This window comes from Lichenicola cladoniae (assembly GCF_013201075.1).
In the GTDB taxonomy this organism is placed as follows: Bacteria; Pseudomonadota; Alphaproteobacteria; order Acetobacterales; family Acetobacteraceae; genus Lichenicola; species Lichenicola cladoniae.
Window position 1 is genome coordinate 673672 of record NZ_CP053708.1, and the last position, 11697, is coordinate 685368.

The following is an 11697-nucleotide window of genomic DNA, read 5'->3' on the forward strand; positions in this document are numbered from 1 at the left end:
TAAGCTCGGGCAAGAGCCGATGTTTTTGTCGACCGAAACCGTTGATCGGAGTGTTGACAAACCAAATGACTGACGCTTCACTCGTATCGTAAAACGTTTTACGAACAGGCACGCGACGTTGCCTGTCGAAACAACCACTGGGGGATGCGATGATCACGAGACGGAACAGCCTGGCTCTTCTCGCCGCCAGTGGCCTGCTCTCGATGCCGGGGCTGGCACGCGCCCAGGCCCCCGCCAAGAAGATCGCGGTTGTCGCGAAGATCGGGGGAATCCCCTGGTTCAACGCGATGGAGGTCGGCATCAAGCGCGCTGGCGCCGAGACCGGCACGGAGGCCTGGATGATCGGCCCGACCCAGGCAGACGCCGCACAGCAGGTCGCGGCAATCGAGGATCTGATCGCACGCAAGGTCGACGTCATCGCGGTCGTGCCGAACGACGCGGATGCGCTCGTGCCGGTGTTCCAGCGGGCGCATGCGGCGGGCATCAGGATCCTCACGCACGAAAGCCCGCTCCAGCAGGGAAACGACTGGGATCTGGAGTTCACGTCGGCCCAGGCCGATGGCGAACGGCATCTCGAGGCCCTGGCCCAGGCCATGGGAGGCGTCGGCCAGTACATCATCATCGTGGGTTCGCTCACGGTTCCGCAGCATCGCATGCGCGCGGATGCCGCGGTCGTCCTGCAGAAGGCCAAGTATCCGAAGATGGAACTGGTCGGCGACCGGTTCGGCGTGGGCGAGAGCCTGGATGACAGCTACCGGACCGTGCTCGACCAGATCCGGGCGCATCCGCAACTCCGGGGGGTCGTGGCGTTCGGCTCGCAGGGTCCGATCGGTGCCGCGCGCGCCGTCGACGAACGCGGCAAGATCGGCAAGATCAGTGTCATCGGCCCGTTCTCGCCGGGGCAGGGAGCGAAATACGTACGCTCCGGCGCCATCACCATGGGCTATATCTGGAACCCACTCCTGGCCGGCGAAACGATCGTCAGGATCGGCGCGCTGATGGCGAACGGGAAGCCGGTTACCAACGGCCTGGTACTGCCGGAAGTGGGCGCGATCACCATCGATCCAACCACCCGGGTGATCATGGCCAACAAGATGCAGGCCATCAACAAGGAGACGATCGCGTCGCTGGTGGCGCTCGGACTGTGACCATCCCGCCCTTCCTGCGGCTGACCGGGATTACCAAAACGTTCGGTACTTTTCGGGCGCTGGACGGGATCGACTGGGAGATCGCACCGGGCGAGGTGCACTGCCTGGTCGGCGAGAATGGCTGCGGCAAATCCACCATGATCAAGGCGATCGCGGGCGTGCATGCGCCCGATCCGGGCGGTTCGATCCAGGTCGAGGGGCGCGAGGTATTGCCGCTCGATCCCAATGCTGCGCGGGCGCTCGGTATACAGGTTATTTTCCAGGATCTCTCGCTGTTTCCCAACCTGACGGTCGCCGAGAACATCGCGATGCAGGAGAATCTGGGAAGCCTGGCAAGGCCGGTCCATCGACGACGCATGCGCGAGATTGCCGGCGCGACCTTGAAGCGCCTGCATTTCAGCCTTCCGCTCGATGCGCTGGTGTCGTCGCTTCCGATCGCCGAGCGACAGATCGTGGCGATCTGCCGTGGCCTGGCCGCAGATGCACGGCTCCTGTTCATGGACGAGCCGACTGCTTCGCTGACACGGACCGAGGTCGAACGCCTGCTCGAGATCGTCCGCCGGCTGAGTGCGGAGAGCATCGCCGTTGTCTTCGTCTCGCATCGCCTTGAGGAAGTCGTGGAGATCGCCCAGCGGGTGACGGTGATGCGCGACGGGCGACTGGTCGGGACTTTTCCGGCCGGCACCCTGGACCAGAGGGCTATCGCCAAGCTGATGACCGGCATCGATCTGGAACGGCGCATGGCAGCGCGGGACATGTCCGCCGCCGCACCGCTTCTCGAGGTGTCCGGCCTGTCACGCGCCGGTGAATACGAACAGGTTTCGCTGACCTTGCACCATGGCGAGGTGCTCGGCATCACCGGCCTGCTGGGAGCCGGGCGTACCGAACTGGCCCTGTCGTTGTTCGGCATGACCCGTCCGGATCGGGGAACGGTCAGTATCGATGGCGTGGTGCAGCGCCTGCGTTCCAACCTGGATGCGACCAGGGCGGGTATTGCCTATGTCTCCGAGGACCGGCTCAACCTGGGCATCAATGCGCGACAGTCGATCGAGAACAACATCAATCTGGCGATCCTTCCACGACTGGCCGATCGCTTCGGGTTGATCTCTCCACGCCTCCGGCGCACGGCGGCGCAGCACTGGGTCGATGAACTGTCGATCAAGGTCGGGAACCTTGCCAACCCGATCTCGACCTTGTCCGGCGGCAACCAGCAGCGCGTCGTCCTGGCGCGGTGGCTCGCCACGTCTCCCAAGGTGCTGATCCTAGACAGCCCGACCGTCGGCGTCGACATCAAGAACAAGATCGGCATCTACGACGTCATCCGCGCACTGTCCGAGCGCGGCGTCGGGATTATCGTCATCTCCGACGAGGTCATGGAGATTTTCGCGACCTGCGATCGCGTCCTGCACATGCGCGGCGGCCGGATCGTAAACTCGTTCGTCCCGGGAGAAATCAGCGAACACGCGCTGGAGGAGAGAATCTATGCGTGAGTCTCTTCCGGCCCGGCTGTTCCATGGCTTCCGGGCGCGTCCGGAGAACTGGCTGGTCGTCGTCCTGCTCGCGGTGTGCATCGGCCTTTCCATTGCATCTCCGGCCTTCCTGACGGTTTCGAACCTGATCGATCTGGTTGAGAGTTATTCCGTCAGGGCGATCCTCGCGATGGGCCTGTTCGTCGTGCTGATCGCCGGCGGCATCGACATCTCGTTCGCAGCGGTCGCGTCGGTTGCGCAATATGTGGCGGCTGCGCTGGCGGCAAAGCTCGGGCTGGCGCCGATCGTGGTGCTTCCGGCCGGCCTGGCGGTCGGCGTGCTGCTGGGATGCCTGAATGCCACCCTGATCCATTATGCCCGGGTGACATCGATCATCATCACCATTGCGACGATGAACACCTATTTCGCCTTCCTGATGTTCTTTACCGGCGGGCACTCGATCTACGACCTGCCGGACTGGTGGTCGAACAGGATCGTGCTGTTCCAGACCGAGGCGCCCAACGGCGACCTGATTCGCATCACCTTGCCGATCCTGGTGATGGTCCTGGCGATCGCGCTGACATGGTTCCTGTTGAACCGCACGCGCGCAGGGCGGCAGCTTTATGCGATGGGCGGAAATATCGAGTCGGCACGACGGATCGGCATCAGTATCGCCAAGATGCATTACCTCGCATACGGGTTCCTCGGGTTCATGGCGGCACTTGCAGGATTGCTGCAGGCGCATCGGGTCGGCGAGAGCGTACCGAACGCACTGTACGGAAGCGAACTCGACGTGCTTTCGGCGGCGGTCCTGGGTGGCGCCAGCCTCGCCGGCGGTGTCGGTACGGTCGGGGGCGTCGTGCTCGGCATCCTGCTGCTCGCCGTTATCCAGAACGGACTCAACCTGCTCGGCATTTCCCCATACTGCTTCAGCATCATAACGGGCGCGGTCATCGTGATCTCGACCAGCGTCACCGTCATGTCGGCCCGTGGCCGGCGCCGCAGCCGGGTGATCGGCCTCGAGGTCCCGCAGCATGGGTGACGTTCCCGCATCCGTCCCTGCACGGCGAGGCCTGGACGGTTTCATGCTGCAGTTGCGCAGGGACATTCCCGGCAAGCTCCCCGGCCTGTCGATCGTGCTGGTCGTGCTGCTGGCCGGTTTCTCGATCGTGGTTCCCGGCTTCCTGTCGGTCGGCACGTTCCAGTCGATGATGTTCCAGTTGCCGCAGCTGGGATTGCTGGCGATGGCCATGGCGCTGCCGATGATTTCCGGCGGACTGAACCTCGCCATCATCGCGACGGCCAACGCGTGCGGCCTGATCATGGTCGTTGTCATGCGAGCCTTGATCCCGGCGGCGGCATCGGGCTCGACCGTGGCGTTCGGGCTCGTCGCCGCACTGGCTGCCGGCCTGGCCGCCGGCATCGCGATCGGCGGTGCGACCGGATTGCTGATCGCGCGCACCGGCGTGCATCCGATCCTGATCACACTCGGCGTCCAGTCCATCGTCGAGGGAGTCAGTGTCCTGCTGACGCATGGCAAAGTCGTATCTGGCCTGCCTTCGATCTACGGCAAAATCGGCAACAGCGTCGTGATGGGAGTCCCGGTGACCTTCCTGGCGTTGGCGGTGGTGGCGATCGTGGTCGGCATCGTCCTCAAGCGGACATCGTTCGGCATTGCGCTGGCGATGACCGGCTCCAACCCGGAGGCGACGCAATACTCGTCGGTCGACGTCAAGCGGGTCCTGGTGAAAGTCTATGCGCTCTCAGGCATACTCTGTTTCCTGGCTGCCTGCCTGATGCTTGCCCGCTTCAACTCGGCGAGCTCCGCCTATGCGAAATCGTATCTGCTGGTCACGGTCCTGGCAGCCGTTCTCGGCGGCGTCGATCCGTTCGGCGGCTTCGGGAAAATCAGCGGGATCATGCTGGCGCTCGGCGTGCTGCAGGTCATTTCGTCCGGCTGCAACCTGCTGGGCTTCAGCGACTACCTCACTCTTGGTATCTGGGGCCTCACCCTGATCGCAGTCATGAGCGTGCAAGGCGTTTCCAGGCGGTAGGCCCGGGCGGACCCGCGATCATCGCGCACCGCCCTCGGGTGACTGCTTGTCGGACTGACGCGCCGCGCGGCAGGCATCCGAGCAGTATTTTACCTGGTCCCAGTCGCGTGCCCATTTCTTGCGCCAGGTGAACGGACGGCCGCAGCGTGCGCATGGCTTGCTCGGGAGGTCGGACTTGGCGATCCCGCGCGGCATCAGGTCGGCTCCGCCATGTTCGTCGGGCGTCCGGCACCGTCCAGGATTGCGGCAGCCAGGCGCGTGCCGGACAGCCAGGCGCATTCGACCCGTGCACCGAGCAGCCAGTCGCCACAGACGCCGAGGCGCAACGCATCGTTCCACAGCATCGCCACGCCCGCGCTGCCCGACCGCGCGTAACGCCAGCGATGCGCCCGGGCGACGAGCGGTGGCGGCAGTCGAATGCCGGCGACGGTCGAGAAGGCGGCGAGCAGGTCCGCCAGGATGGTCTCCGGTGCTTCCTCGAGATGCGCGTCCGACCAGTCCGGATCGGCCTGGATGACCCAGCTCTCCGGCGGTGACCGTCCAGGCTTGGCGGAGTTGCGCGCCGCCCACTGGATGGGTCTCAAGTGCTGCAGCAGGTCGGTAGCGACCGGCAGGCGCTCGGCGAATGCGGCCACGACCGTCCAGCAGGGACGTGATGGCGTGGCCCGGGCAAGTGCGGCGAAGTCGTCGTCCCATGCAGCGAGCAGAGTCGCGGCCTGCTCGGATGGAATGGCCACCACGACGGCATCGAACGGCCCCTGTGCAGATTGCTGCTCGACCTGAAGATGCCACGCCGCCGCACCACCACGCTCCTGGCGGCGCCGGCTCATCGTCTCGATCCTGGCCCCAAGACGCACGTCGAGGCTGGCCGCGAGGTGGCGGGCGGGCGCGTTCATCGACGGCGCGCCGGTCCAGGCATCGGGACCGGCGGCCGGCCAGCTTGCGACCAGTCCCAGCGTTTCCCATTGCTCCACCTGCGCCAGGAAGGCCGGATCGCGGGCCGTGAAATACTGCGCGCCGTGATCGAAGCCTGCCTGGCCGGAAGGGGTGTCCAGCCGCCTCGTCGACATCCGGCCGCCGGGTCCGCGCCCCTTGTCGAACACCGTCACCGGATGGTCGTGTCGCCGCAATTCATCGGCACAAGCCAGCCCGGCAATCCCGGCACCGATGACCGCAATCCGCATGATGTTTCCCCTGCCACCTGTCCCGAACGCCGACGACGCCCATATGATACGGATGGCCAAGCTCTTGATTTGGTACGATGGTGGTTGCCCGCTCTGCCGGCGCGAGATCGCCCTGATGCGTCGACTCGAATGACGGCAGGCGATCGAGTTCGTCGACGTGTCGCGCGAGGAGTCGGTCTGCCCGCGTGACCGGCGCGAGCTGCTGGCGCGGTTCCACGCCTTGGAGAACGGTCAGATTCTCTCCGGCGCGGCGGCCTTTGCGGCAATGTGGCGTGCGATCCCGTCGCTCAGGCCGATCGGTCTGGCGGCCCGGAACCCCACGATCCTGCAGATGCTCGAGCGGCTCTATGTCCGCTTTCTCCGTCTTCGCCCGAGGCTGCAGGCGCTCGCACGCTGGTCCGAGCGCCGGTCGGCCTGACGCGGTCTAGATGATGTAGTCGACCGGCGGCAGCGACTGGTCCATCGTGAAGGCCGGCATGCTCGAATGGCGTGTGCCGACCAGCCGGGCCGGATTGCCGACCACGGTGGTGTAGGGACGCACCGACTCCAGCACGATGCTGCCGGCGCCGATCTTGGCGCCCTCTCCGATCTCGATGTTGCCGAGGATCTTGGCGCCGGCGCCAATCAGCACGCCGCGCCGGATCTTCGGGTGCCGATCGCCGATGCTCTTGCCGGTGCCGCCGAGGGTCACGCCCTGCAGCATCGAGACGTCGTCCTCGAGCACCGCCGTCTCGCCGATCACGATGCCGGTGCCGTGGTCGATCAGCACGCGCCGCCCGATCTGGGCCGCCGGATGGATGTCGAGCCCGAACAGTTCCGAGGCCCGGCTCTGCAGGTGCTGCGCCAGGTGCCGGCGGCCGTCCTGCCAGAGCCAGTGCGCCACGCGATACATCTGCAGGGACTGGAATCCCTTGAAGTAGAGGAACGGGGTGACGAGGTCGGGAGAGGCCGGGTCGCGCTCCTTGATCGCCACCAGGTCGGATGCCGCCGCCGCGACGATCTCCGGGTCGGCCGTATGAGATTCCACCACCAGATCGGCGAGGGCTTCCGCCGGCACGGTCGCGTCGGCGAGCTTGCGCGCAATCAGCCAGGCCAGGGCGGTCCGGAAATCCCCATGCCGACGGATGCTGGTCTGCAGCAGCCGGCTCATGATCGGATCACCGCAGCAGCCGGCTTCCGCCATCAACTGCCGCCACAGCGCACCGACGTCTATCGGGCTCAGCGTGGTGCTGACCGATACGGGAGCCTGCCGGATGATGACTGGATCGAGGGTGGTGCTGTCCATCGTGATCGGTCCGAATTCAAGTCGTGTGATGGCAGATAGGGATCACTTCGTCGTTCTGCGAGTCTCGGATCGTTCTGCAAGACCGGCCCGGACCCTGGCTCATGAACGGCCACCGCCCATTGCCGCCGTCATGAAGGCGCGCCGGAGACGGGGCATCCGATGCACGCCGGCGATGCCGAGGTCGCGGACCAGTCGCAATGCCGGGTTGTCGTTGCTGAACAGCCGGTCGAGCAGGTCGGTCGCGGCCAGCATGGCGAGGTTGGCCGGGCGCCTGGCTGCCTGATAGCGACGTAGCAATTCCGGGTCGCCCAGGTCGGTGCCGCCCGCGTGCGCCTCGGTCAGCAGCCCGGCCAGCGCCTCGACGTCGCGGAAGCCCAGATTGAGCCCCTGGCCGGCGATCGGATGGATGCCGTGTGCCGCATCGCCGATCAGCGCCAGCCGGGTCGCGACATAGCTGTGCGCGTGCAGGGCGCTCAGCGGGTAGAGCCAGCGGCGCCCGACCAGCCGGATGTCGCCCAGGTGTGAGCCGAGCCGCCGCTGGATCTCGTTGGCATAGTGGGTGTCGTCGAGCGCCATCAGCTTGCGGGCGACGGCGTCGCGTTCGCTCCAGACGATCGCCGACAGATGCGGGGCGCCCTCGGTCGGAGCCATCGGCAGTTGCGCGAACGGGCCACCGGGCAGGAAATGCTCGAGCGCGTGATTATGGTGCGGCTTCGTGTGGGCGATTGCGCAGACCAGGCCGGCCTGGCGATAGCCGAATCGGGTGACGGCGATCCCGGCCTGCCGCCGCAGCGGGCTCTCGCGTCCCTCCGCCGCCACCACCAGCTGGGCGCGTATCGTGCGACCATCGGTCGTGCGCACGATGGCGGCCTGATCGGTCCGGGTGACCGAGGCCTCGGTGGGAGCGGCGACGACGATCGCGGGCATCGCGTGCAGCGTCGCGTTCAGCGCCACCCGCAAGCTGCGCGCCTCGGTCATCCAGCCGAACGGCTCGCCGACCTCGTGATGGTCGAAATGCAGGAACAGCGGCGAAGCCGGCTGCCCCGGCTTGCCGTCGGATACCCGGATGCCCTCGATCGGGCAGGACGGCAGCGGCAGGTGGCTCCACACGCCGGCGGCCTCGAGCAGGCGCCGCGAACTCGCGGCGATCGCATAGGCGCGGCCATCGAAATCCGGATGTTCCATCGGCGGAAGTGCCGCCCGGTCGACGATCGCCACCGGTAAGCCGGCGGCGCCAAGACGGCAGGCGAGGGTGGCGCCGACCGGTCCGGCACCGACGACGCAGACGGCGACGTCCAGATTGGTGTTACTCATCTGCAAGGCTCCAGAAACTATTCATCGGTCCGCCACACGGTGGTGCGCGTAATATGGGCGTCGCGCCGCCGATCACTGCACCAATTTCGTGCACGACCGCGACTTTCTAGGTTCGTGCCGGCTCATCGTCGCTCGTGGCGAATCTGTGGCATGGATTTTGGAACGATTGCGTGCCAAATCGAGAGATGCTCCGGCGCGGCGTTGGAGAAGGTTCGTCCGGCCCGGCATGTGCCGATCAGCCGTCGTGACCAGGCAGAACAAGAAGAGAGAGGTGCGATGAAGCTCGTCACAGCAGTCATCAAGCCCTTCAAGCTCGATGACGTAAGAGAAGCGCTGACACCGCTTGGTGTTCAGGGACTCACGGTCTCCGAGGTGAAGGGATTTGGTCGCCAGAAAGGCCAGACCGAAATCTACCGCGGCGCGGAGTACCACGTCAGCTTCCTGCCGAAGGTCAAGATCGAGGTCGCCGTGTCCGACGACATGGTGGACCAGGTGGTCGAGGCCATCCTGCAGTCGGCGCACACCGGCAAGATCGGCGACGGCAAGATCTTCGTGAGCGAGATCCTCAGAGCCATCCGGATCCGTACCCGTGAGACCGGCGAGGATGCGCTGTGAGGGACACCACTCCGATGCACGTTGCCCCCGCGGCTCGATCGCCGCTGTCCTCCAACATCCGCACCGGTATCGCAACAGGCTCGGCGCTTGCGGCCATCATGCTGCTGGCCTTCGCTCATCCGGCGCTGGCCGCCGATGCCGCGCCCGCTGCACCCGTGGCGCCTCCGAAGATCGATTCCGGCGATACCGCCTGGATGCTCACCAGCACCGCCCTGGTGCTGATGATGACGGTGCCCGGCCTCGCGCTCTATTACGCCGGCATGGTGCGCAAGAAAAACGTCCTCGCCACCTTGATGCAGGCTTTCGCGATCTGCTGCCTGGTCACCATTACCTGGGTCGTGGTCGGCTACAGCCTGACCTTCACCACCGGCTCGGCCTACATCGGCGATTTCTCGCGCTTCATGCTGCATGGCATGGCCACGAACATCACCAAGGGCTCCGACATCGGCTTCACTCTCGGCGCGGGATCGTCCAATCCGACGGTCACGACGATCCCCGAGAGCGTCTACATGATGTTCCAGATGACGTTCGCGATCATCACCCCGGCGCTGATCGCCGGCGCGTTCGCGGATCGCATGAAATTCTCCGCCATGTGCGTCTTCATGGTGCTGTGGTCGATCGTCGTCTACGCGCCGATCGCGCACTGGGTCTGGAGCCCGATCGGCTGGGTCGCCGCGTTTGGCGCGATCGACTTCGCCGGCGGCACCGTCGTTCACATCAATGCCGGTATCGCCGGCCTGATGTGCGCGCTCGTGCTCGGCAAGCGCACCGGCTACGGCCATGACGACATGTCGCCGCACAACCTCACCTACGCGGTCATCGGCGCATCGCTCCTGTGGGTTGGCTGGTTCGGCTTCAACGCCGGCTCCGCGGTCGGCGCGAACGGACGCGCCGGCATGGCGATGGCCGCAACGCAGATCGCGACCGCGGCAGCAGCACTCGGCTGGATGTTCGCCGAGTGGATCATCAAGGGCAAGCCGACCGTTCTCGGCATCATTTCCGGCGCGGTTGCCGGACTGGTCGCGATCACCCCGGCTTCGGGCTTCGTGCTGCCGGGTGCTTCGATCATCATCGGCCTCGTCGCCGGTGTCGGCTGCTACTTCGCGGCAACCAGCCTCAAGCATCTGCTCGGTTATGACGACAGTCTCGATGCGTTCGGCGTGCACGGTATCGGCGGCATCATCGGTGCGTTGCTGACCGGCGTGTTCGCCTATGGCCCTCTTTCGGCAACCGATGCGTCGCCGGCCGGCGTCGTCGGGTCGTTCGCCCAGTTCATCATCCAGGGCAAGGCCGTCCTGGTGACCGTGATCTGGAGCGGCCTGCTTTCATTCGTCCTGCTGAAAGTCATCGACTGGACCATCGGTCTTCGCGTCAGCCATGACGACGAGGTCGAAGGTCTCGACATGACGCTGCACGGCGAGCGTCTCGGCTGATCGTTCGGCCAACCTACCTCGTGTGACGAAGGGCGGCCCGAGGGTCGCCCTTTTTCATTTCGGAGCTGTTATCCTGCGCACGAACATCTGGTTGGTCGCGTAGCTGATCCAGACATCACGTTCAGCGAACCAGTCCGCGCCCAATAGCAGATCCAACTGCTCGTCGAGCGGAGCCACGGTGAGAACCGGTCGCTTCTGCGTTTCGCCTCCGATCGTCAACGTGTCGAAGCGGTGCCAGTGATAGCTGGTCTCGTGCAGATCCACGCCGGCGGTTATGCCGCCGGGATCGGCATCGAGCCGGTCTGCATCGACACCGAGCTTGGCTGCGGCCCGGCGCGACAAGATACGCGATCGCGCTCCGCTATCGACCAGCGCGGTGATCGCGACGCCGTCCAGCTTGGCTGTGAGGGTCAGCCGGTTCCCGTGCCGCTCAAGCGGGATGGTGTCGAATGCTCCGTCCCAGCTCGGTGGTGGCGAGCAGGCGAGCGAGCCGGATCGGATCTGCCACAAGACGATACGATGTTGTTCGAGATCGAGTTCGACATCGAACTGCGATAGCACGTCCGCTCCGATCAAACCGGCCACCGGCGGTGTCACGACCGGCATTCCCGGCAGACCGCCTGCCGGCATGCTGCCGCCGGGCAGGCGGAGCGTGCCGATCACGAGGTCGGGATACGATACGTTCTGCACGGTCCGGCCAGTACCGCCGGTGCCTTGCAACAGGGTGCGACGGGTCGGATCGCGGCTGAGCTGCAGACGGTCCGCACCAAGTTCGGTGAACAGGCCGGTATCCGACCCGGTATCGACCAGCATGCTTGCCGGACGGCCGCCGATACTGATTGGCATGGTGATGAAGCCGTCATCGTTCCGGAGCAGCGTCGTTGCCACGGCGCGCCGTTCGCATGACCGGGCAGACGCCGGCGGCGCGACACCGAGTGCCGACGCGGTCGTCGCGGCCAACCCGACAAGGAGGCGCCAAGTGAGTCCAGGTGATCGACGATGCGACATGCCAACTGACCAATCGATGAGCCGGCGACCTGCATCATACGTCCACATGGCTTGGGCGCAACGATAAGTCCTAAGATCACGAAGATCTACCGCGCTGCCTTAAGGACCGGTTTGCCGTCGAAGGAACATTTCAAAGCGTTGCTAGACTCGAAACGGGTTGATGAACTCGTCGATACGATCGGTTCCG

General features: G+C 65.5%; 12 protein-coding genes. 7 read left to right on the forward strand and 5 right to left on the reverse strand.

The genetic code is table 11. From position 1 onward, the window contains the following. Window positions 1-149: 149 nt before the first annotated feature. Genes HN018_RS02950 through HN018_RS02965 form a run of 4 tightly spaced genes read left to right on the forward strand, consistent with a single transcriptional unit; the run spans window position 150 to window position 4671 of the window. Window positions 150-1148, forward strand: coding sequence for a substrate-binding domain-containing protein (locus HN018_RS02950; RefSeq protein ID WP_171836453.1), 999 nt, complete (start codon window positions 150-152; stop codon window positions 1146-1148). Further along, complete coding sequence (locus HN018_RS02955; protein ID WP_204259645.1) at window positions 1145-2638, forward strand: sugar ABC transporter ATP-binding protein; 1494 nt, start codon at window positions 1145-1147, stop codon at window positions 2636-2638. Before HN018_RS02950 ends, HN018_RS02955 begins: the two co-directional genes overlap by 4 nt. Continuing rightward, complete coding sequence (locus HN018_RS02960) at window positions 2631-3659, forward strand: ABC transporter permease (RefSeq protein WP_171836452.1); 1029 nt, start codon at window positions 2631-2633, stop codon at window positions 3657-3659. The genes HN018_RS02955 and HN018_RS02960 overlap by 8 nt, the downstream gene beginning before the upstream one ends. Next, window positions 3652-4671 (forward strand): ABC transporter permease, encoded by a 1020-nt coding sequence (locus HN018_RS02965; RefSeq protein WP_171836451.1) that lies wholly within the window; start codon window positions 3652-3654, stop codon window positions 4669-4671. The genes HN018_RS02960 and HN018_RS02965 overlap by 8 nt, the downstream gene beginning before the upstream one ends. 18 nt (window positions 4672-4689) lie before the next feature. On the opposite strand, the gene HN018_RS02970 is transcribed toward HN018_RS02965, so the two are convergent. Continuing rightward, window positions 4690-4866 (reverse strand): DUF2256 domain-containing protein, encoded by a 177-nt coding sequence (locus tag HN018_RS02970; protein ID WP_171836450.1) that lies wholly within the window; start codon window positions 4864-4866, stop codon window positions 4690-4692. Further along, entirely contained in the window at window positions 4866-5855 is a 990-nt protein-coding gene (locus tag HN018_RS02975; protein ID WP_171836449.1) for an NAD(P)/FAD-dependent oxidoreductase, read from the reverse strand. The genes HN018_RS02970 and HN018_RS02975 overlap by 1 nt, the downstream gene beginning before the upstream one ends. A 142-nt stretch (window positions 5856-5997) precedes the next feature. Here HN018_RS02975 and HN018_RS02980 point away from each other — a divergent pair, with 142 nt between their 5' ends. After that, complete coding sequence (locus tag HN018_RS02980) at window positions 5998-6273, forward strand: DCC1-like thiol-disulfide oxidoreductase family protein (RefSeq protein WP_275434324.1); 276 nt, start codon at window positions 5998-6000, stop codon at window positions 6271-6273. A 6-nt stretch (window positions 6274-6279) separates the two neighbouring features. Here HN018_RS02980 and cysE read toward each other — a convergent pair whose 3' ends face one another. Continuing rightward, the gene (gene cysE, locus HN018_RS02985) at window positions 6280-7140 is read right to left on the reverse strand and encodes a serine O-acetyltransferase (protein WP_171836448.1); all 861 of its coding nucleotides are present in this window, start codon (window positions 7138-7140) and stop codon (window positions 6280-6282) included. 99 nt (window positions 7141-7239) lie between these two features. Next, entirely contained in the window at window positions 7240-8454 is a 1215-nt protein-coding gene (locus tag HN018_RS02990) for a UbiH/UbiF/VisC/COQ6 family ubiquinone biosynthesis hydroxylase (RefSeq protein WP_171836447.1), read from the reverse strand. Between the two features lie 276 nt (window positions 8455-8730). On the opposite strand from HN018_RS02990, the gene glnK reads away from it, so the two are divergent. Together glnK and HN018_RS03000 are read left to right on the forward strand one after the other, a co-directional pair. After that, complete coding sequence (gene glnK, locus HN018_RS02995) at window positions 8731-9069, forward strand: P-II family nitrogen regulator (protein ID WP_171836497.1); 339 nt, start codon at window positions 8731-8733, stop codon at window positions 9067-9069. 14 nt (window positions 9070-9083) lie between these two features. Continuing rightward, window positions 9084-10502 (forward strand): ammonium transporter, encoded by a 1419-nt coding sequence (locus tag HN018_RS03000; RefSeq protein WP_171836446.1) that lies wholly within the window; start codon window positions 9084-9086, stop codon window positions 10500-10502. Window positions 10503-10556: 54 nt separating this feature from the next. Here HN018_RS03000 and HN018_RS03005 read toward each other — a convergent pair whose 3' ends face one another. Next, entirely contained in the window at window positions 10557-11462 is a 906-nt protein-coding gene (locus tag HN018_RS03005; protein WP_171836445.1) for a retroviral-like aspartic protease family protein, read from the reverse strand. Window positions 11463-11697 lie beyond the last annotated feature (235 nt).

Coding starts and splice junctions, on each gene's coding strand:
- HN018_RS02950 (WP_171836453.1), top strand. CDS start 150: ATGATCACGAGACGGAACAGCCTGGCTCTTCTCGCCGCCAGTGGCCTG.
- HN018_RS02960 (WP_171836452.1), top strand. CDS start 2,631: ATGCGTGAGTCTCTTCCGGCCCGGCTGTTCCATGGCTTCCGGGCGCGT.
- HN018_RS02965 (WP_171836451.1), top strand. CDS start 3,652: ATGGGTGACGTTCCCGCATCCGTCCCTGCACGGCGAGGCCTGGACGGT.
- HN018_RS02970 (WP_171836450.1), bottom strand. CDS start 4,866: ATGCCGCGCGGGATCGCCAAGTCCGACCTCCCGAGCAAGCCATGCGCA.
- HN018_RS02975 (WP_171836449.1), bottom strand. CDS start 5,855: ATGCGGATTGCGGTCATCGGTGCCGGGATTGCCGGGCTGGCTTGTGCC.
- cysE (WP_171836448.1), bottom strand. CDS start 7,140: ATGGACAGCACCACCCTCGATCCAGTCATCATCCGGCAGGCTCCCGTA.
- HN018_RS02990 (WP_171836447.1), bottom strand. CDS start 8,454: ATGAGTAACACCAATCTGGACGTCGCCGTCTGCGTCGTCGGTGCCGGA.
- glnK (WP_171836497.1), top strand. CDS start 8,731: ATGAAGCTCGTCACAGCAGTCATCAAGCCCTTCAAGCTCGATGACGTA.
- HN018_RS03000 (WP_171836446.1), top strand. CDS start 9,084: ATGCACGTTGCCCCCGCGGCTCGATCGCCGCTGTCCTCCAACATCCGC.